Consider the following 21525-nt stretch of genomic DNA (forward strand, 5'->3'; position numbering starts at 1 on the left):
GGAAGTGAAAAGATGAAAAAGGTATTTTATTTTGGCTGTGTCTTTTATTTTTTTATTGGGACCATTCATGTATTTTTTGGCAGCTTAACACCTTATTTGCTGTCGAGTTACGATAAGGGTCCCGGGGAATTATCATCTTTAATTTTTTTTCAGTTTATTGGTTTTTTGACAGGTGTTCTGCTATCTCCCATTCTAGTGAGAAAAAAAGGCTATGGCGCTGTGCTGACCATGGGTCTTTTGCTGATGATCGGCTCACTTCTGCTGGGGCTATTGGTGCCCGGATGGACAACGCTTGTGCTGGCAGGTTTTTTTCTTGGGAGCGGCGCAGGCAGTCTTGAGACAACAGCCGGAGCGTATGTCATTTCGATGGCTAATAGTGCAAAGCGAATCAGTATCATGGAGGTCTTTTTTGGATTAGGTGCGCTGTTATTCCCGCTAGTGATTCTGCTGACTGTCACAGAACAGACATGGCAGTATGTGTTTTTATTTCAGGTGGGTGCGCTGACATTTTTCCTCATGCTCTGGCTGGTTTTTATGAACAAACTGCCTCATGGACAGATGGATGCTCCCACCACAAGGGGGACGAGGAAACCGTCTTTACTTGTTGATCGAAATAATCGAATGATTGTGGTGATCATGATTTGCTTTGCCTTTTTCTACGCAGGGATTGAAACGAACTTTGCGAATTTTTTGCCGTCGATCATGCTGGAAAAAGGGGGAGAAAATTGGGGACTCTTTGCGGTCTCTACTTTCTGGACAGCGATCGTCATCGGCAGAACCATGATCGCGAGAAAAGCTGATCAGCTGCATCCGCTGCGTTTTTTAAAGCTAAGTGCATCTCTGATGATTCTGCTGCTTGTGATATTTGCTCTGACAACCCACATCGCCGCGCAGCTGATCCTCATCTTTTTCATCGGTCTTTGCGCAGCTGGCATGTTCCCAATCGCACTGACAGCATCTGCCTTAATGATTGAAAATGCCATCGATGAGGCGACGAGTTATTTTATTGCAGCCGCAAGCTTAGGCGGAGCCTGCTTGTCCTTTTTGATTGGATTTAGTCTGGAATGGGCAGGAGCGGCTAGTGCCGTCTTTGTATTTGCTTTCTTAGCTGTTCTTCTGTTTGCAGCTGCGATTCAAATGAATCGTTCTAAGAAAAAAGAAACGGTACACGCGCAGCAGTCAGCACTGAAAGCAGACCGCTAAGCCTCCACCTGAAATGATGACAAAGGACTTGTACTAAAACGCAGAAAGTTTGAATAACATGTACAAGTCAGCATCAAAAGGAGGACGTCTATGTGGCGGTGTTTTTTGGTTATATCTTTTTAGGGTTGTCACTTTCAGCGCCTGTTGGGCCAGTCAATGCAGCCCAAATCGACAGAGGGATTAAAAGTGGATTTTGGCATGCGTGGATATTTGGTGTGGGGGCTATGGCTGCGGATATTGTCTATATGCTTCTCATCTATTTTGGTGTCGCCCAGCTTTTGACTGCACCTCTTGTAAAGACCTTTTTGTGGCTGTTCGGCTTTTTTGTTCTGACCTATACCGGCATTGAAAGTCTGCGTAAAATCAATTTGCAGGAGAGTCCGAAAAAGCATAGTGGAAACACATCAGTTGGCCAGTCATTCATGACCGGATTTTTCATTTCTCTATCTAATCCGCTCAGTATTTTGTTTTGGCTTGGCATCTACGGCAGCATTTTAGCCAATACGATCGAAAAGTATGGAGCTTCCCAAATGCTCATGTACAGTATGGCTATTTTTATCGGCATGCTGATCTGGGATTTCAGCATGGCGCTGCTTGCTAGTTCGTTTAGGCGTTATTTAAGTGAACGTGTTTTACATGGCTTATCTGTTCTGGCAGGTCTATCTTTACTTGGTTTCGGCGCCTATTTTGGGTATCAAGGAATCATGGCGTTGATTGGGTAGAAAAACAGACTGACACATCCAGTCTGTTTCAGCGTGTAGACAAACCCTCGCATTCTTTGTCAGGTCTGCGCTCCGGTGCTCACGAATGTCAAATTCGCTCCGTTCCAGTGCTCGCCCTTCTAGGGCTGCAAAGGTTTTTGATCACGCTGAATAGAAGACAAAGGGCTAAAATAAAAAATCATTTTAGCCCTTTGTCAATAATCTGAATCAGGCTGACACATCCAGTCTGTTTTTTTGTAAGGATTGACAGACATAACACATTCTTGAATAATGGTGGAATATTAAATGGTTTGAAGGAGCTTCTGCTATGCGTATGTTTCTGCCAGTATTCAACTATGTGTGTATGCTGATTTTATCAGTCATCACTGCAACATTCGTTTATACGTTTTTATTCATGCAGCCTGAAGTGGGCTTTAGTTATGTGGAGATGACCAGTCTGTTCATTTTGCTCGCTTATGTCATTTTTGCTGCACCGATTCAGTTTGTTTTACACCGGCATCCTAAGAGGTTTCGAAGCCGTGACTTATTGATTTATTTTATTGCAGCATGGGTGGTGTGTTCGGCTTTGGCTTTATGGATTGATTATGGGCTTGTTGTGTTCATCAGCTATAAAGTCTATCTGTTTAGCTTCTGCGCAGCCCTTATTTATTGGGTGCTGGATTCCGTCTTTTTGATGAAGAATCCATCGTAGGTATGATGAAAGGCTCTCTATTAACTTTCACTAGTCTGATCATAGGAAACCCATCTTGTCATACGCTAGGAAGTCGTGGAGGGACAGTCACCACAGCCATTTGCACCTCATAGGCTATGGAGAAGACGCTAAAACGAGGTGTAGGAAATGGCCCAGCTGTATGCAAAAAGTTGCCTTGATCAAAATCTACGATCACTAGAAGAATGGAAACAGGATGCTTTCACACAATTTGGCGAGATGGTAGGAGATGAAGCCGATACATTCCCTTGTGTACCCGGAAGACAGGGATTTTTTCTCGATCATTTACGCTATGGGTTTGTTGGTGACCCGAGGGAAGAGGAAGCGGTGGATGAATTAGCCCAGCTCCTGAGAGAATATCAAGGCTGTGCGAAAGAAACCGGTCAATATGCTTCATTTATCTGTTTTTTTGAAACACCGCAGGATTTAAAGGAAAGTTCGCTTGAAGAGTTTGAGCAGCAGTTTTGGTCGCTGCTTCAACGGCTCCATCATAAAGATGAAGAACCGTGGCCTGAGGAGATTCCGCTCGATACTCATCATCATGAGTGGGAGTATTGCTTCCATGGTGAAGCTTATTTTATTTTGTGTTCCACACCTGCTCACAAACTCAGAAAAAGCCGCCACTTCCCTTATCTCTTGATGGCGTTTCAGCCTAGATGGGTGTTTGAGAAATTGAATGGGTCGACCAAGTTTGGACAAAAAATGAGCCAGCTCGTTCGCAAGCGGCTCAAAGCATATGATGAGGTCAGTGTTCATTCATCATTAAAATGGTACGGTGACCCGGCCAATCATGAATGGAAGCAATACTTTCTCCCAGATGAAGAGGCGGAGAAACCAGCCTCCGCCAAATGTCCATTTACTGCATTAAAAAACATGATGAAATTATGATGCGGTCTGATCCTGCTTCCACTTTTTCCTCATAAATAGCACCATGATGGCAATCACTGCAATGATCCCTAGGCTGATAAAAAAGCCAGGTCGTCCGCTTGCCTCTGTTAATGTGCCTGAAACGGCGGCTCCAATTAAGAGCAGCGCAAGAATCATTTCGCACGTTTGGCGAGTGGATGGCTTGGATAACTTTTTACTTGAGAACAGAATAAAGATCCATGTGTACAGCAGGGTAAGACCAGCTGCTGTTGTGAGATGCTCGTAGATGTGTTTTGACAAAAAGAGTGCAAGCAGAATTGAGACAATTAAGCCAGCAGCAGTTAAGATAATCGAAGACCACCTCACATGAGATGGGTCTTTTTGTTTAAAGCAAGCAGGTGCATCTTGATGCTCTGACATTGTGCCGAGCAGTGTTGTGACCGCATAGAGAGAGGCAACCAATGTCGAAAAACCGGCAATGATGAAAATGCCATTAAAGATATGAAGAAAGATTGATAAATGAAACGGCTCTAATGATGTAATAAATGGACTGCTGTTCTCATTAAAGGCTGTCACTGGGACAAGCAAGAGAGCAAGTCCGATTGAGACGATATAGATGACCGCTAGAATGATCAGCATGACACGTCCAGCTTTTGCCGCATCCTTCGGGTCTTTTAAATGAACCGCCATCAGCCCCATGACTTCAATTCCTCCAAATGCATAAAACGCGTAAATCAATCCATTCCAAAGACCAAGCGGGCCAAGCGGCATCCATTCGTGATCCTTGTTAGGCAGATGCAGGGTCGGTTTATGTTCTGTCAAAATGCCGAATAACACAAGCACGGCAAGAATCATAAACAGAAAAATCGCCGCTGTCTTCAGTACCGCAAGAACATTTTCTGTCTTTTGAAAAGAAGAAAGCCCAATGATAATGACGAGAAGGGCAAGAGCGGAATAAATCGTAGAAAACACCCAAAGCGGAACAGAAGGAAACCAGTGGCGGGTAAATAGAGAAATGGCTGTCAATTGACTCCCTGTAATCAGCATTTCTGCAAACCAATATACCCAGCCATTGCTAAACCCTGCCCAGCGTCCATATGCTTTACGAGCATAGGAACAAAACGACCCTTTATCAGGGTTATCAGCTGTCATCGCAGCCAAATGTTTAAAGACGAGATACGTTCCGACCGCAGCAAGCAAAAAGGAAATGCAGACGGAATAACCGGACTTTGTAATGGCGATGCTGGAGCCAAGGAAGAACCCAGTGCCAATTGTACAGCCGACTCCGATAAGAGAAAGCTGCCACCAAGATAAAGATTGTTCTTCTTTCAATGCAAGTGCAACACCTTTCTATTTCAATGACATTAGCTTGTGACCGCCTCTTTTTTTTATACATGATCAAGGGGACATTTTGGGCATACTGTCATGGAAAGGAGTGCATGTGATGAACGGAGAATACGTCATTTTACCAAAGGGTAGACTCGGCTTTCGTTTAGGAAAAGGCCAATGTATGCGAGTGGTTGATGTCGAAGGCCAGCAAGTAGCAGATGTGATGGCCTATCATGAAAAGGATTTTTATGAAAAATTTGACCAAGGTGCGACAATGGACAGCCTATTTTCATCCAAAGTGAAAAAAGGTGATAAGCTCTATTCTAATTTATATAAACCGATGTTTACGATCATTGAAGATACAGTGGAATGCCATGATTTATACATGCCCGCCTGCCGCCAAGAGATGTATCAGCTTTTATACGGCAGGACGCACTTAGAGGTCATGCATACATGCTACGATAATTTGCGGACTGCCTTTGAGCCCTTTGGGATTCCAAAGGAGGATATGTACTATCCTTTTAATGCCTTTATGAATACAGTCATTGATGAAAAAGGAAAGCTGTCTGTGGAGCAGCCAAAATCGCTGCCCGGTGACTACATTCGCCTTCGGGCTGAAATGGACCTCATTGTGGCCGTTTCTGCATGCCCTGCTGATATTGGGAAGTGCAATGGATCAAGCTGTACATCCATACGGGTAGAAATCGATTAAAAAAGAAAAGGACCAGTCAATCAAGACGTGGTCTTTTTCACTTGTGAATGTTTGATCATCTCAGAAATAGGGGAACGTCTAACAAAATGTTCTTGATGAAAACATGGTATAATGAAGATTCAAAAAACGTTGTTAAATCAATGAATTGTGAGTAAAACCTGTTCTCTTCATGTAGAGGATGCTTAGGAGGAAAAGTGTATGAGTTTGCAGAAAAAGATCAGCCAAGAGTTGCATGTGCAGCCCTCAATTGACCCAAAGCAGGAGATCGAAAAACGGGTTGGATTTCTAAAAGAGTACTTGAAAAAAACCGGGGCAAAGGGATTTGTACTCGGCATTAGCGGCGGGCAGGATTCAACGCTTGCCGGACGTCTTGCACAGCTTGCTGTCAGTGAGCTTCGTCAAGAAGGAAAAGAGGATGCAGTCTTTATTGCAGTACGCCTTCCGCACGGTGTGCAGCAGGATGAAGATGATGCGCAGCTCGCTCTATCATTTATTCAGCCAGACAAGTCATGGAAATATGATATTGCACCTGCCGTGTCAGCATTCAGTGATCAATATCAAAAGGAAACGGGCGGACCATTGTCTGACTTTAATAAAGGGAATGTCAAAGCACGCATGAGAATGATCGCGCAATATGCTGTCGGTGGTGAGGAAGGATTGCTTGTCATCGGTACAGATCATGCAGCTGAAGCAGTAACCGGCTTCTTCACGAAGTATGGTGATGGCGGTGCCGATGTTCTTCCGCTCACAGGTCTGACAAAACGCCAAGGCCGGGCGCTTTTAGAAGCGCTAAAAGCACCGGAACGCCTGTATTTAAAGAAACCAACAGCCGATCTGCTAGACGACAAACCTCAGCAAACGGATGAAACAGAACTCGGTATTACGTACAGTGAAATTGATGATTACTTAGAAGGAAAACCAGTGTCAGATCAAGCAGCAGAAGCGATTGAAAAGCGCTATGTTCAATCAGAGCATAAACGCCAAGTACCCGCTTCCATGTTTGATGACTGGTGGAAATAAAAAAGAAACCTCTCCAGATGGAGAGGTTTTTTTATGTCAAATTTCAATTGGGTTTGACAAAATAACCAAAAATTCATTAAATTAGTAGAACGATCTACTTAAGTCCATTTAACTAAATATCAATTTTTTTGATCAAAAAAAGCAAACATAATTAGTTCGATTCACTTAATTTCGCTCCTATTGACAGTATTTTCAGAAAAAATAATTGACGAATAAAAAGAATGCGCTTACAATGAAACCACATTCCGAAAAGTGAAATTAGATTCCACTGGATGGAATAAAGGGGGTGGTTCACCCCCAAATAAGAAGCTAAAGGAATGATTCACACAATGAAAAATCGAAGTGCACTGGAAATTTACAAAGAGGGAGGCGCTTGGTGGGAGACTGAGATTAGTCATATTCAAAAAAATTCAATTGAAATTCGAGGGTATCCGATTGAAGAACTGATTGGTGAATTGTCTTATCCACAAATGCTCTATTTACTGCTTGTTGGTGAATTATTGGATGATTCAAAAGCAGCTCTTTTTGAAAGTGTTCTTGTCGCAGGTGCGGACCATGGACCAAGAGCGCCATCTATTGCAGCAGCTAGAATGGCGGTGACTTGCGGCATTTCGTTTAATTCCTCTGTAGCAACAGGGATGAATCTATTAGGTGACATTCATGGCGGAGCCGGAGAGAAGGCCATGCGTATGTTATACGAGGCCAAAGCGATCTACGATGATCAAAAGGATATACACTCTGCGGCAAAGCAAGTGTGTCAAACATGGTTAAATCGCAAGGAAAAAATCCCGGGAATCGGCCATCAGCTTCATGATGATGATCCGAGGGTGAGACGTCTATATGAGCTGAGTCACAAACATGTCCAGCAAGGTCTTATCAGCGGCACATATTTACGGTTAGCCGAAGCGATTAGGCATGAGCTTGAACAACTGAAAGGGAAGAAAATCACGATGAATATAGATGGTGTATCTGCTGCCATCCAATGTGAATTAAACATTCCAGCAGAAGCAGCAAAAGGCATTTTTTCCTTATCCAGAGGAATGGGCATCGTGGCGCATGCATATGAGGAGCTGACAAAGGGAGCCCTCGTGAAAGGACCTTGTCCGAATGAAGAAAGATTGGTTCGTTATGCAGGACATGGAACGCGGCACTTGAAGGAGGGAGAGAAAATTTGAGTAGTTTGAGAGCGTTGTCATATATAAACGGCGAGTGGCTGGATACCGGTCGTGTGAAAACAGATATCATCAATCCTTACTCAGGAGAAAGGATCGGTACATCCTATCTCGCCTCATCAGAAGACATAGAACAAGCACTTTCTAGTGCGCAGCATGCTAAAAAACAAATAGCGGGAATATCGGCAATCGACCGCTCAAGGCTTCTAACAAAAGCAGCCACCTTGCTTGAAGAACAAAAAGACCATTTTGCAAAATTGATTTCGCTAGAATTAGGCAAACCGCTTAAAAATACAAGAGATGAAGTTTCGCGGTCAATCGAGACGCTGGCGCAATCGGCGGAAGAAGCGAATCGATTAATAGGTGAGACCATTCCTGGCAATGTATCATCGCGCGGACAGGGAGCAATGGCCATGACATTTAAAGTACCAGTCGGAGTTGTGCTGGCGATTACCCCTTTTAATGCACCGCTCAACTTAATTTGTCACAAAGTCGGTCCGGCCTTTGCGGGAGGGAATGTCATCATTTTGAAGCCTGCACCGCAAACATCAGCTGTTGCCACAGCGTTTGTCGAACTCCTTCTCGAAGCAGGATTTCCTGAGGCTGGTTTGCAGCTTGTGATTGGCGGGGTCGACGCCGGGAAACAGTTAGTCACTGATGATAGAACGAATCTCATCTCTTTTACCGGCGGGGCTGCCGGAGGCGAACACATTACAACCTCTGCGGGATTAAAAAAGGTACTGCTCGAACTCGGAGGGAATGGAGCGACGATTGTTCATCACGATGCAGATATTGAACAAGCCGCATCCATGTGTGCCAAAACAGGCTTTAGTAATTCCGGTCAAAGCTGTATTTCTGTTCAAAGAATTTATGTCCACCAGGAAATAATGCCGTCGTTTACTGAGGTATTAAAACAAAAAGTAGAGCAGCTTGTTGTTGGAGATCCGCTGTCCAGTGAGAGTGATATCGGCTGTATGGTCGATGTACAGGCCGCACAGCGTGTTGAGGCATGGATACAAGAGGCAGAGAGCATGGGTGCCCAGCTTTTATGCGGGGGGAAAAGAAATGGAGCGAGCATCACACCGGCTATTTTGCTAAACCCTCCGAAACAGGCCAAGGTCGTCTGTGAGGAAGTGTTCGGCCCAGTTGTCAGCATTCTCCCTTATGAGGAGCTGGAGGAGGCAATTAAAGAAGCAAATGATAGCCGATATGGTTTGCAGGCAGGGATCTTTACGAATCAGCTGGATGTGGCATTACACGCAGCAAAAGAGCTTGAAGCTGGCGGGGTTGTCATCAATGGGACATCGAATTTTAGACTGGATCATTGGCCTTATGGCGGGATTAAACGAAGTGGCCTTGGAAGAGAAGGTCCGCGTTTCGCCATCGAGGAGATGACCGAAACCAAAATGGTCGTGCTTCCAAATGGTCTGTGAAAGGGGCGTATGGATGTGAATGCATTTCAGCAAAAGGTAAAAAGTGTGCAGGCAGGCGGTCAGCCAATGATTTGTACGCCGCTCATCGGACAAACAAAGGAAGAATTGTTTCATGAGATAGAGGTGTTAACAGAGAAGAAGCCTGATGTGATAGAGTGGCGGGCGGATTTTTTTCATCACCTTCATGACAAGGATCAAGTGATAGAAACCCTTAAGGGAATGGTAGAAAAGGCAAAGGGCATCCCATTTTTATTCACCATTCGTTCTGAAAAGGAGGGAGGTGAAAGGATATCACTCTCAGAATCTGAGAAGGTTTCTCTGCTTGCCGAACTTTGTTCCACACAGCTTGTGGACGCCGTTGATTATGAATTAATGCATGATGTGACACATATACAGCAAGTCAGTCAGGCAGCTAAAAGACATGGCGTTACCTTGATTGTGTCGTATCACGATTTCGATCGCACCCCTGAGGTGGATCGCCTCGTGCAGCTATTCGTCAATGCAGAATCAGTCGGCGCCGATATCGCAAAGATCGCAGTGATGCCGCACTCCTATGACGATGCATTAACACTGCTCTCGGCGACCAGCCATGCGAAAAAGCAGCTGTCAATTCCCGTTATTTCGATGGCAATGGCGGAATACGGGGCTTTTACAAGAATGATTGGCGGGCTTTTTGGTTCTGTGATGACCTTTGCTGTAGGGAAAGAAAGCTCAGCTCCCGGGCAAGTGGCGATACAGGATTTGAACAATGTTCTATCTATTGTGTTTTCAAAGAATAAGTGAGTAGCAGATTCATAGCTGCACCGTGAGAGGAGAGAAACATGAAGAAGAATATTTCTACACAGGTTATTCAGTACTTAGAAAATCGGGGAGTCGAGCATATTTTCGGCCTCTGTGGTCATACGAATATTGCTTTTTTATCAGCGCTTGAAAAAAGCTCGATTCAATTTGTAAATGTCAGACATGAACAGATAGCGGCACATGCAGCAGATGGTTATGCGCGGGCGAAGAAACAGACGGCTGTTGTTCTCAGTCATCTAGGACCTGGACTCACCAATGCCGCAACAGGGGTAGCGAATGCCGCACTTGATTCCATTCCAATGGTTGTCATTGCAGGAGATGTCCCAAGTCATTATTACGGAAAGCACCCACACCAAGAAATCAATCTTCATTCCGATGCCTCTCAATACGAAATTTACCGGCCGTTTGTGAAAAGAGCATGGCGAGTCGATATTCCAGAATTATTTCCAGAGATTTTATCAAAAGCATTTCAGTTAGCTGAAAGCGGCCGTCCTGGCCCGGTGCTTATTTCTGTTCCAATGGATGTGTTCTCAAAAGATTTAGATGTGTCCCTGTTTGAACAAATCAACCATCATACACACACCATTGAAAAACCTTCTATTGATGATCAAACGGCCAATCGAATATTAGATCGATTGCTGCAGGCAGAAAGACCGCTCTTATATGTTGGGGGAGGCATTTTACTAGCTGATGCAGCTGAAGAACTAAAGGCATTTTCTGACCATCTAAGTATCCCTGTCGCCCATTCTTTAATGGGAAAAGGAGCCATGCCGGATGATCACCCAATGACCCTTGGAATGACAGGGTTTTGGGGGACGAAATTTATCAATGATCAGTGCAAAGAGGCGGATTATATATTGGCTTTAGGCACTCGTTTTGCTGAAGCTGATGCGAGCTCGTGGGAAACGGAGTATACGTTCAATTTCCAAACAACCAAGCTCATTCATATCGACATAGATCCGAATGAAATTGGCCGGAACTACCCTGTTGAAATTGGAGCGGTAGCCGATCTAAAGCAAGCCTTGACTGTACTCAATCGAGTGGCGAAAGAAAGGCTGCCAAAAGGACTGAATCGTCCTGAATTGAAAAAGGAAATTGCGGCATATCGTAAGGATTTTCAGGCTAGCAATCTGAGGAATGTTCAAGATGAATCCTTCCCAATGAAGCCGCAGCGTATTTTGCAGGAAGTGCGGGAAGTATTGCCGCCAGATGCCTTTATTACAACGGATGTTGGCTGGAACAAAAATGGGGTTGGACAGCAATTTCCAGTGTTGACGCCAGGAACCATTTTAACGCCAGGCGGCTTTGCAACGATGGGATTTGGAGCCCCTGCCGCACTTGGGGCAAAGATTGCCCAGCCTGACCGTGTTGTTGTGTCACTCGTTGGAGACGGCGGCTTCGGTCAAAATCCATCCGTTCTCGCAACAGCCGTTGAAGAGAACATTCCTGTTGTGTGGATTGTGATGAATAACAGTGCGTTTGGCACAATAGCCGGCTTGCAAATGGCGCACTATGAAACGACGTACGGCACTGTTTTCAGAAAAGATGGAGAAAGCTATTCACCGGATTTTGCTGCCATTGCGAGAGGTTATGGAATGAAGGGGATTAAAATCACCTCTGCTTCTGAATTCAAAGAAGCTTTAGCTGAAGCCATTGCTTCTCAGGAGCCTTGCGTTATTGATGTAGCAATGAAAAATGATCCTGTTCCTACGGATGGACATTGGAATATTAATGACATTTATTCACCAAATTCAAAGCGCTCACATGTCAGCGTGAATTAATCAAAACGAGGGAGGAATTAACAATGAAAATTAAAGTATTGAATCCGTTTCAAGATGGGAACCCATTATGGTTAGGCTTAGATCGTCCAGAGGAGCAAATGGTTCGAAAGGTATTTCAAACCATTACACCGGATACAGTTGGTTCAGAACATATGATGGCGGGTCTTACCATTTTTGAACCAGGGGAAGCAAGTTCAGTGCACAATCACCCGGGTTCAGAGGAATTTGATTTTGTGATTAAAGGATCTGGCGAAGTCATTTGTGATGGAGAAAGGCAGTCCTTTAAACAAAATGATTTTATGTTCATTCCTGACGGTGTCCCGCACCAGCATGTCAATACAGGAGATGAACCTTTATGGCTCATTTGGCTCTACACACCGCAAGGGCAGCTTCCAAAGGATTAAAAAACTGCACCGGTAAGTCCTCCTTTTGAATGATCAGGGCTTTCCGGGTCAATCAGAAAGATGAAAAGGGCTAAAATTAGGAATGATTTTAGCCCTTCATCACTTGAATGAAAGGGAGTCAAGCAATGAATATGAATACACCGCTCGAAGGAATAAAAATATTAGACGTCTCTACGATGATTGCTGCACCCTATGGCGCGGTGCTTCTAGGGGATTTTGGAGCAGAGGTCATCAAAGTCGAGATTCCTGGCAAAGGCGATACGCTGCGGCATGTCGGCCCTTTTGCAGATGGGGAACCACTTAGATGGTCAGGTCTCTCACGGAATAAGAAATCCCTTACACTGGATCTGCACAAAGACGAAGCAAAAGACATTTTTAAAAAACTTGCGGGTCAGGTCGATGTGCTGATTGAAAATTTCCGCCCTGGAACACTCGAAAAATGGGGCGTTGGGTACGATGTGTTAAAAGAAATCAACCCTCGTTTAATCATGATTCGTGTATCAGGTTATGGACAAACTGGTCCGTTTAAGGACAAAGCCGGTTTTGGAACACCAGCGACGGCGTTTAGCGGCTTTACATATATTCAAGGGTTTCCAGACCGGCATCCAGTCAGCCCTTCCTTTTCTCTCACTGATTATATTGCTGGCATCTATGTGGCGTTTGCTACTGTGACAGCGATGTATTACAGGGATACACATCCAGAAGGAACTGGGCAAATGGTGGATTTGGCCCTCTATGAATCTGTGTTTCGTATGTTAGAGTTTTTGGTTGCAGAATATGACAAGCTTGGGAAGGTGCGTGAGCGTTCACCGGGGCTAAGCGGACATTCAAGCCCTGCCGGCACCTATGAGACAAAGGATGGTCATTATTTGGTTCTTGTGACGAGTACAGATTCGACCTTTAATCGATTGGCAGAGGCGATGAATCGATTAGATTTACTAGAGAATGAAAAATTCGCGGTCAATGCATCCAGGCTGAAGCATAACAAAGAAATGGATGCGATCGTCTCTGAATGGATCGCGTCGAAAACAAGGGATGACGTATTAGAAATTTTAGATACACACGGTGTTCCTGTGAGCCCAATCTTAAGTATTCGGGATATTTTTGAGCATCCGCAATTTAAAGCACGAGAGAATATCGTCGAGGTGCATCACCCTCGTCTTGGAAAAGTGAAGGTGCCTGGGATCATTCCAAAGTTTGAAAAAACACCTGGAAGTATCCGTCACATTGCACCTGATTTAGGCGAACATAATTATGAGATTTTAACAAATATGCTTGGCTTAACAGAAGAAGAGTGTAAGCAGTTAGAAGAAAAAGGGGTTATTTAATACGCTCAACCGAACCGCACGCTGCGGAAACAAAGGAGGATGGTTATGAAAGTGCATTCAGAACTGAAGGGGAATGAATTGCAGCCCGCATATGTGAAACCAACGAAAGCCCGTTTTGGCATATTGCTTCTGTTGTTTTTTATTACCGCTATTAATTATATTGATCGAGCCAGTGTATCCATTGTTGCTCCTGCAATTCAATCTTCATTGCAACTAAATCCTGCCTTATTAGGCTTGATTTTTTCAGCATTTAGCTGGACATATACAGCGATGCAAATACCAGGCGGTTTTATTCTCGATAAATTTGGCTCAAAGGTAACGTATGGGATATCACTCGTTACTTGGTCTATTTTCACAGGCTTACAGGCGTTTGCGAACAGCTTTGCCTTTTTATTCGGCTGCCGTTTGTTTATTGGGATTACAGAATCTCCCGCTTTTCCTGCAAATAACCGTATTGTTACCACATGGTTTCCAAGGCGGGAACGGGCTTTTGCAACAGGTGTTTATACTGCTGGAGAGTATGTGGGTCTTGCATTTGCGACACCTCTTCTATTTTGGATCATGACGACTTTCGATTGGAGAACCGTCTTCATTACGGCAGGTGCGCTCGGTATCATATTTGCTTTCTTTTGGTACAAGTATTATCACGAACCGAAAGAGCATCCGAAGATAAATGAAGATGAGTTAGAATTAATCCGGCAAGGCGATGGGCTGACAGTCGCATCACAGGAGAAGCTGAAATGGGCAGACTTTGCCGCCCTTCTAAAATATCGTAAATTGATCGGGCTTTATATTGGCCAATTCTCTGTTGCGTCTACCCTTTTTTTCTTTTTAACGTGGTTTCCGACCTATTTGGCAGAGGCGAAAAATATGGCGTTTCTCAAGGTAGGTTTTGCTGCTTCTCTTCCTTATATTGCTGCATTCTTTGGGGTCTTGTTTGGAGGTTATGTATCTGATTGGCTGCTTAAAAAGGGCGTATCAGTGAATGTAGCGAGAAAGCTGCCAGTAGTGGTTGGCTTACTGATGACGAGTACCATTGTTTTAGCAAACTTTACAACAAATATCCCGCTTGTGCTGACCATTTTATCCATCGCTTCATTTGCGCAAGGTCTGTCTAATATCTCTTGGACGATGCTGTCTGAGGTGGCACCGCGGGAAATGGTTGGGCTGGCTGGCGGCGTATTTAACTTTTTTGCTAATTTAGCTGGGATCATCACTCCGCTGATTATCGGATTCATCGTGTCGGCGACAGGCTCTTACAATGGAGGAATTTTATTCGTCAGTTTAGTTGCTTTAGGCGGGGCATTGTCGTACATCTTTATCGTAGGTAAAATTGAACGTATTCAATTAAAGCCATAGAGAGAAAGCAAAAGAGAACTCAAGGATGAGTTCTCTTTTTTATGTATAAAAGATAACGGTGATGATCGCTGCACATGCGATACCCATGCTGATATAAAGGCTGGCAAACCATATATTCCAGCGAGTGATACGGTAAGGGTTGACCTTCATCAAATCAGCTAATAGGGAGACAGAAACATTAAAAGGGCTAAACATAACAGTTGATGTGCCAGCAACGATCAGCATGATGGCAATGGGAAGAGCAGGCAGTTCATGGATGACTGGTGCCATCATACTCACTAACAAAGCAAGTGAGACGAGCGGGTGAAAACCGCAAAGGGCGGTGATCAGAAAATACAACCCAATGACACAATAAACCCAAATGGCATGGTCTGATATACTGACAATAAATGCTTGAATCGGCTGCATACTGTTTGTCGCAAGGAGCATATCGACAAAGAAGCCTGCACTTAAAAATAGACACATATAGTTGGAGAGCTGACGGGTTCTTTCTTTCCAATGAGGTACAGAGACAGCGATATATTGTTTTCTTTTTTTGATAACAGAAGAGAATAATAGAGCAAATGGAATAATCGTCAGTACTACAGCGAATAAATAGCCTTTCCCAATCCATGCATCGACAAGTGAGACGACTGTCATAAAACCTAGCAGCATGAAAGCGAGCTGAAGGGTTTTTCGCTTAATTCGATGAGGGTTGGCGCTTGTTTTTGAAGACTGAATGATGTTTGGTAATCGTTTGCTTTGACGAGAAAAAAGCATCCAATCTATCGCCAGCACGAAGACCATTAAACCAAAAGTAATAGGTGCAATTTGATAATATTTTAGTTTGGTTGCATCAATGGTGACGCTTACCAGCACTTCAACAGGACTCCAGCTTAAACATAATGCATATGACCTTAAGAGGTTGCGTGTATAAAGATGTTGTTTCACTTGTTCTTTTAGGGATTCAAGCGACGGTTTGAGCGATGTATAGAGTAAGGGAATCGTCGCGATATTTAAAAACATGCCAAGTATATGAGTGACAAATGAACTCTTGCGATAAAGCTGATTTGAGCTCGTTGTATGCAGTGTGAGCAGTTTATTTAATTGTGTATCGAAATGTCCAACATGTATGAGAGAATGAATAAAAGGCAGCATGAAAAAGAGAGAAAGCAAGCCCAGCATGGAATGAAAGTGAAGAAAAAACGTGTGCAAAGGCTGGCCGGATAAGAAGAATAAGAACAACCCAATGATGAGAAATACAGCACCTGTTTTCAAATAAAGCCCGCTTGCTTTCTTAAAAGAAATGGTGAGCGAAGCAGCGGCCAGCAGACCAACAAAATAGGAGAGTATAGGAGCAGGAAATAGTTGATGAACTATATATAGACTGATAAGCAGTGTAAAAACGAGCAGGTACATTCAAATATCTCCTCCATCAAATATCTTCAATTGATTTTATTCCGTCTGGTGGAATTTGTTTTCTTTTAATGGAACGTTTAAAATGGATTATAGCAAAATCGATCGTTGATGTCGATAAGAAATCAAAGGGGAAAAGGAGAAAGTGAATATGGCTGATAAAAAGTCAAAAGAAGAATCAGGACTGCGTACAGTTCAGCGTGCTTTGGATATTCTGTATTGTTTTAGTGAAGAACGTCAAGAGCTGACGCTAACGGATATTTCAAAAGAGATGAATTTAGCAATGTCTACGACAACGAGACTGCTCAAGGCACTTGAAATGAATCATTTTGTGGAGAAGAATCAAGAAACAATGAAATACCGATTGGGTCAAAGGCTTTATCTCCTCGGATACATTGCAGGGAAGTCCATTAAATTGAGGGAACTGGCTAAGCCACTCATGTACTCACTTCGTGATGAAACAAAGGAAACCGTCAACCTGTATGTACTGGATTCAACAAGCAGGGTTTGTATTGAACAAGCGGAAGGGCTGCAATCGATTCGGCATCTTGTCAAGATTGGTGAAAAACTGCCATTGTACGCAGGTGCAGGCGGAAAGGTATTATTGGCATTTCAAAGTGAAGAATTTCAACAAAAAGTATTAGCGTCTGAGGCTGATCATGTGATGAAGGGTGACTGGCAAAAGGAACGTGAACATATTCTTGACACATATACTTCTTGCAGCATCGATGAACGCGAGGTAGGATCTGCGGCAGTAGCGGCACCAATCTTTAACATTCATGGTGAAGTGAAAGCCTGTTTATCCATATCTGGTCCAACCCATCGGTTTACTGAAGAAGTCATTCCTCAGTTGCAGCAAAAAGTGAAAGAACAGGCACAGCGGCTTTCTGAACAGCTCGGCTACGTCGTCAAACACAATTTTTAAGATTGCCTATCTTTTCGAGCTCCATTTATCATATAATAGAAACATTATGTAGCATTCCTTGTCGTAGGGAGGACGTGTCACGACCATGAAAATCAATAGAGAAATTCCTGTAAGACAGCGGAATATTGTCCTCATTGGCTTTATGGGTGTTGGGAAAACAACCATTGGGCAGTTGGTTGCCAAAAAGCTATATAGAGATTTTATTGATGTCGATCAGGAGATTGAGAAAAAGTACAACATGACGATTCCAGAGATGTTTCAGCAAAAAGGAGAAGCATTCTTCAGGCAGGCTGAAAAGGATTATATCGTCGATTTATGTGAACATACACAGCTCAAGATCGTTTCCCTTGGAGGCGGTGCATTCAAACAGGAAGAAATCAAACGCGCCTGCTTGAAGCATTGTACCGTTCTTTTCCTTGATCTATCGTGGGAGAATTGGAAGCAGCGGCTTGATATTTTAATCGAAAACCGCCCTGTTCTTCACAACCGGACACTTGATGAGATGAAAGAGCTGTTTGAAGAGCGCCGGGAGATTTATTCTCTTCATAACTCAAGAGTGGAAACAGATCATTTAGAGGCTGAGGAAGTCGCCAATTATATTGTGGACACACTCAAGCTTGGCTGGGATTTATATTCGAAATAAAAAAAGTCTACCGTTGAGGGACTGACCCCCGTTTTTGAGACAGGGATCAAAACACCTTTATACAGCCAATTGCCGATAGTTGATCGGTGATTGGTTGTTTAGTTTTGTTTGAATACGAATGTTGTTATAATAATAAATGTATTCTTTGACAGTGCGTTCTACAATGTTGGTTGTAGTTCGATCAATGCTGTTAAGATAGAACGTTTCAGACTTTAGCGAGGAATGAAACGATTCGATGGAGGCATTATCAGCGGGCGTCCCTTTACGGGACATGCTCATGGTAATGCCTTTTATATGAACAGCTTTCTGATACTCGTAAGATGTATACACAGAACCTTGGTCGCTATGTAACACACAGTTTTCAGGCAGTGCTGGGAGCTGATCAAGTGTGTTTAAAATAAAGTCTGTGTCCTGCTTATCACCAATCGTAAACGCAATTACTTCTCCATTATATAAATCCAATATACTGGAAAGGTACAATTGTTTCTGTCCATAAGGCAAATACGTGATGTCCGTTACTAGTTTTTCAAGAGGGCGATCAGATTGAAAGTTCCGATCCAGTATATTACCGGCCACGGCATAGGGCTGCCCATTCTTCTTACGCTTTTTCATTTTAACCCGGCACTGCCACTGGTTTTTCTGCATGATACGTTGAACAGTTTTATGGTTAATATGCATCCTCATTTTTAGTATGGCTGTGATTTTTCGATATCCATATCGATACTTGTGCTCTCGGCACAACGTGCCGATTTGTTCCTCTAGTTGTTTTTTAGAATGATTCTGAGTCAGATCTTTTTTCCATCTATAGTACGAAGCGCGTGAGACGCCTAAATGGACACAGATGTCCTGTACTGTCATTGTTTTGCACAATTCTTCTACCAGTTTGATTGACGTTTCCTTATCAACTTCCTTTCCAATTCGTTGTACTTTTTTAAAACTTCATTCTGTTGACTCAGATAGCGATTTTCTGCCTGCAGTCTCTCTAATTCGGAAGAGTACTCGGGACCCTTTCTATGGGTATATTGTTTTCCAACAGGCTGTTCGAACCGGTGTGTATCCCCAGCCTTATGCCACCTCACCCATGTCTGAACCTGCGTTTTATTTTTGATATTCAATTCCCGCAAAATCTCTTTCATTGATACGCCTGCCAATCTCATTTCTACAGCCTTCTGTTTGACTTCAACCGGATAACTCACTCTTGTCCCCATAGAAAAAACACCTCCATGTTTTATTTCGGATTACAACGATCCGTTTTCAAACTTGAAGGTGTTTTTTATTTGTCTCATCTTATGGGGTCAGTCCCTTGAGGGTAGACTTTTTTTCTATTGAATTCTTTTCCTTCGTACATATGATGATGCTTTGACAACCAAAATGTATTTATCCTTTTTTTGGTGTGCAGCCGTTTGGAAAAAGCGGTGATCCTCCTTCAATCAGTTCATGGTGATGAGGCTTTTGATATAGATCATTTTCTTTTTCGGAAAAATAAAATAGTATCTAAATTTTAATAAGAGTTTTTTGAATTATGATAATATTTAAAAAATAATGTTGACATCTTCCGTGAGCACATTCTATGATTGTTTACGTAAACGCTTACGGTAAACGTTTACTATAATCGAATGGGGAGGAATTTGTTGATGAAAAATAAAGAAAAATGGAGCGGTGTATTCCCGGCGGTCTTAATTCCTTTTAAAGATGACTATTCAATTGATGAACCTGCTTTTCGTAAGCTTGTTCGCTGGGTGGCGGAGCACGAAGGAATTAACGGGATTGTTGTCAATGGACATACTGGCGAGATTATGACTTTGCTGCCACATGAACGAGCTGAGGCTGTGCGTATTGCAGCTGACGAATTAAAAGGGGAAGTACCTGTCATTTCCGGGGTTTCAGCTGAAGGGACAATTGAAGCGATCCAGCATGCAAAAGCAGTTCAAGAAGCTGGCGGAGAAGGTATCCTTCTCATGCCGCCGCATTCATGGCTGAGATTCGGTATGCAACCTGAATCACCTGTCCAATTCTTTAAAGATGTTGCAGAAGCGATTGACATTTCAATCATCGTCCATCAATATCCAACTTGGACAAAAACCTCATATACAACGAATCAATTACTAGAAATGTCGGAAATTGAAAATGTTGTCTCATTCAAAATTGGTCAAAGAGACATGGCACAATATGAAGTCGATGTGCGCGCACTGAAAAAGCATGCACCAGATGTATCGCTGCTCACATGTCACGATGAATATTTATTGCCAACATTAGTTCAAGGGATTGATGGAGCGCTTGTCGGTTTCGGCTGTTTTGTACCAGATTTGATCGCTGAACTTGTGAAATGTGTGAAAGAACAAGACCTTGCAGCAGCTAATAAAGTGTACGATAGAATCTTTGAATTAAAGCATGCTGTATATAAAATGGATGAACCTTCCTCTACCTCTCATCTGCGAATGAAGGAAGCGATGTTCCAGAGAGGTTTGATCAGCAGTTCACTTGCTAGAAAGCCGGTATTACCTTTAACTCAAAAGGAAAAAGAAGAGATTCGCCAAGGCCTTCAAAGTGTTGGTTTGCTTAAGGAAAACGTCAGTAGATAACAGACCATTGATTTCATGATGAAGGTGAGTCAGGTTATAATAGGGTATAAAACAACAGACTCCCGGAGGTATGAAATGTGTCAGTAAGTATTAAAGATGTCGCATTGAAAGCAGGAGTGTCTATAGCTTCTGTTTCCCGAGTATTAAGTGGTAAACCAGGAGTAGGCGCTCAAACGGCTGAAAGAATCAAACAAGTGATTGATGAGTTAGGCTACCGCCCTAATTTAGGAGCGAGAGGACTCGTGAAAAGAAAGACTGGGAATATCGCTGTAGTGGTTCCCCGCGGTTCATATATTTTGAATAATCCATTTTTTTCAACGATTTTAGATGGCATAGCGAAGGAATTAGATGAGACCGAATTCAATATGCTGATGTCATTTACATCTGTGCAGCAGCAGCGGTTACTTGAGACGCAGGCTGTAGATGGTGCCATTTTATTTTCTCCAAGAAATGAAGAATTGAGCATGGATTGGCTAAAAAGTTTGGCTATTCCCATTATCGTTGTCGGAAGTTACTTAGAGGATTCACCATTTCCATGTGTCAGGCCAGATGATGAAGAAGGTGTTTGTCAATCTGTAACGGCCTTATTTGATAAAGGTCATCGAACCATTGGGCTGGTCAATGGTCCAATGAGTTCGATGCATAGTGTGAGGTATTACAAGGGGTATGAGCGCACACTGAAACGTTTAGGATTAACATTGAACAAAGAGCTTGTGTTTGAGTTAGATGAATTTGATGGGGGAAAAGTAGTAGAAGTGGTTTCTCAATTTCTCCAAGGAAACCAGCACATGACTGGAGTTGTTTGCTCTTCAGATTTTTTGGCGATAGGGGTCATGAAAGCGGCAGAAAACGCACATGTGTCAATACCTCATGATTTGTCTGTCGTTGGTGCCGATGATGTGCCCATTGCAAGTTTCCTAACCCCTTCTTTATCTTCTGTTCATGTTGATTTAGTTGGAATGGGAAGAAAAGCTGTTTCTTTACTAACACAGTTATTAGAAGGAGAACAGTTAGAGGCGATGGAGCATATCTTCCCTATGTATTATATAGATCGGGGCACCACGGGAACGCCAAAAAAGATTTGATAGATGCTGAAAACTCGTAAGATCGCTTGAGAATTCCTCTTGATTTAAAATGTAA

The 21525-nt window shown here is 43.2% G+C and carries 20 protein-coding genes; 17 read left to right on the forward strand and 3 right to left on the reverse strand.

Annotated elements, in window-relative coordinates; translation table 11 throughout:
* Positions 1-12 precede the first annotated feature (12 nt).
* The 4 genes from MHI23_RS01770 to MHI23_RS01785 all read left to right on the forward strand — a co-directional run bounded on the left by MHI23_RS01770 (position 13) and on the right by MHI23_RS01785 (position 3522).
* A complete protein-coding gene (locus tag MHI23_RS01770; RefSeq protein WP_125587122.1) occupies positions 13-1203 on the forward strand; it encodes an MFS transporter in 1191 nt (396 codons plus the stop codon).
* Positions 1204-1295: 92 nt separating this feature from the next.
* Positions 1296-1925, forward strand: coding sequence for a LysE family translocator (locus tag MHI23_RS01775; protein ID WP_125587121.1), 630 nt, complete (start codon positions 1296-1298; stop codon positions 1923-1925).
* Between the two features lie 307 nt (positions 1926-2232).
* Positions 2233-2616 carry a UPF0715 family protein gene (locus MHI23_RS01780; RefSeq protein WP_125587120.1) on the forward strand — a complete coding sequence of 128 codons (384 nt, stop codon included), beginning with the start codon at positions 2233-2235 and terminating at the stop codon, positions 2614-2616.
* Positions 2617-2763: 147 nt separating this feature from the next.
* Positions 2764-3522 carry a YqcI/YcgG family protein gene (locus MHI23_RS01785; RefSeq protein ID WP_125587119.1) on the forward strand — a complete coding sequence of 253 codons (759 nt, stop codon included), beginning with the start codon at positions 2764-2766 and terminating at the stop codon, positions 3520-3522.
* Here the strand turns inward: MHI23_RS01785 and MHI23_RS01790 are convergent.
* A complete protein-coding gene (locus MHI23_RS01790; protein ID WP_164512176.1) occupies positions 3517-4833 on the reverse strand; it encodes an amino acid permease in 1317 nt (438 codons plus the stop codon). The genes MHI23_RS01785 and MHI23_RS01790 overlap by 6 nt on opposite strands.
* Positions 4834-4945: 112 nt before the next feature.
* Between MHI23_RS01790 and MHI23_RS01795 the strand changes: the two genes are divergently transcribed.
* From MHI23_RS01795 to MHI23_RS01835, 9 genes are all read left to right on the forward strand, one after another.
* The gene (locus tag MHI23_RS01795; protein WP_024427248.1) at positions 4946-5542 is read left to right on the forward strand and encodes an urea carboxylase-associated family protein; all 597 of its coding nucleotides are present in this window, start codon (positions 4946-4948) and stop codon (positions 5540-5542) included.
* A 198-nt stretch (positions 5543-5740) separates the two neighbouring features.
* The gene (gene nadE / locus MHI23_RS01800) at positions 5741-6562 is read left to right on the forward strand and encodes an ammonia-dependent NAD(+) synthetase (protein ID WP_326483595.1); all 822 of its coding nucleotides are present in this window, start codon (positions 5741-5743) and stop codon (positions 6560-6562) included.
* Between the two features lie 317 nt (positions 6563-6879).
* Positions 6880-7737, forward strand: coding sequence for a citryl-CoA lyase (locus tag MHI23_RS01805; protein ID WP_342492227.1), 858 nt, complete (start codon positions 6880-6882; stop codon positions 7735-7737).
* On the forward strand, positions 7734-9167 hold the full coding sequence (locus MHI23_RS01810; RefSeq protein ID WP_342492228.1) for an aldehyde dehydrogenase family protein: 1434 nt from the start codon (positions 7734-7736) through the stop codon (positions 9165-9167). Before MHI23_RS01805 ends, MHI23_RS01810 begins: the two co-directional genes overlap by 4 nt.
* Positions 9168-9176: 9 nt before the next feature.
* Positions 9177-9950, forward strand: coding sequence for a type I 3-dehydroquinate dehydratase (aroD, locus tag MHI23_RS01815; RefSeq protein WP_135032805.1), 774 nt, complete (start codon positions 9177-9179; stop codon positions 9948-9950).
* 38 nt (positions 9951-9988) lie between these two features.
* Positions 9989-11749 (forward strand): thiamine pyrophosphate-binding protein, encoded by a 1761-nt coding sequence (locus MHI23_RS01820; protein ID WP_342492229.1) that lies wholly within the window; start codon positions 9989-9991, stop codon positions 11747-11749.
* A 23-nt stretch (positions 11750-11772) separates the two neighbouring features.
* Positions 11773-12153: a cupin domain-containing protein gene (locus tag MHI23_RS01825; protein ID WP_024424330.1), complete on the forward strand. Its 381-nt coding sequence runs from the start codon at positions 11773-11775 to the stop codon at positions 12151-12153.
* Positions 12154-12278: 125 nt separating this feature from the next.
* Entirely contained in the window at positions 12279-13481 is a 1203-nt protein-coding gene (locus tag MHI23_RS01830; RefSeq protein ID WP_024427254.1) for a CoA transferase, read from the forward strand.
* Between the two features lie 45 nt (positions 13482-13526).
* Positions 13527-14840 carry an MFS transporter gene (locus tag MHI23_RS01835; RefSeq protein ID WP_044333529.1) on the forward strand — a complete coding sequence of 438 codons (1314 nt, stop codon included), beginning with the start codon at positions 13527-13529 and terminating at the stop codon, positions 14838-14840.
* Between the two features lie 39 nt (positions 14841-14879).
* On the opposite strand, the gene MHI23_RS01840 is transcribed toward MHI23_RS01835, so the two are convergent.
* The gene (locus MHI23_RS01840; RefSeq protein WP_061110401.1) at positions 14880-16238 is read right to left on the reverse strand and encodes a hypothetical protein; all 1359 of its coding nucleotides are present in this window, start codon (positions 16236-16238) and stop codon (positions 14880-14882) included.
* Positions 16239-16386: 148 nt separating this feature from the next.
* Here MHI23_RS01840 and MHI23_RS01845 point away from each other — a divergent pair, with 148 nt between their 5' ends.
* Complete coding sequence (locus tag MHI23_RS01845; RefSeq protein ID WP_061110400.1) at positions 16387-17160, forward strand: IclR family transcriptional regulator; 774 nt, start codon at positions 16387-16389, stop codon at positions 17158-17160.
* Positions 17161-17245: 85 nt separating this feature from the next.
* Positions 17246-17803 (forward strand): shikimate kinase, encoded by a 558-nt coding sequence (locus MHI23_RS01850; protein WP_003214270.1) that lies wholly within the window; start codon positions 17246-17248, stop codon positions 17801-17803.
* A 57-nt stretch (positions 17804-17860) separates the two neighbouring features.
* On the opposite strand, the gene MHI23_RS01855 is transcribed toward MHI23_RS01850, so the two are convergent.
* Positions 17861-19011 (reverse strand): IS3 family transposase gene (locus MHI23_RS01855; RefSeq protein WP_098677243.1). Its coding sequence is split into 2 segments (ribosomal slippage): positions 17861-18738 and positions 18738-19011, totalling 1152 coding nucleotides; the frame shifts between segments, so codons are not numbered across the junction.
* A gap of 426 nt (positions 19012-19437) precedes the next feature.
* On the opposite strand from MHI23_RS01855, the gene MHI23_RS01860 reads away from it, so the two are divergent.
* Positions 19438-20385: a dihydrodipicolinate synthase family protein gene (locus tag MHI23_RS01860; protein ID WP_125587113.1), complete on the forward strand. Its 948-nt coding sequence runs from the start codon at positions 19438-19440 to the stop codon at positions 20383-20385.
* 77 nt (positions 20386-20462) lie between these two features.
* The gene (locus tag MHI23_RS01865) at positions 20463-21470 is read left to right on the forward strand and encodes a LacI family DNA-binding transcriptional regulator (RefSeq protein ID WP_061110398.1); all 1008 of its coding nucleotides are present in this window, start codon (positions 20463-20465) and stop codon (positions 21468-21470) included.
* The last annotated feature ends 55 nt before the right edge of the window (positions 21471-21525 follow it).

Source organism: Bacillus sp. FSL M7-0003 (assembly GCF_038628485.1).
GTDB lineage: Bacteria > Bacillota > Bacilli > Bacillales > Bacillaceae > Bacillus > Bacillus safensis.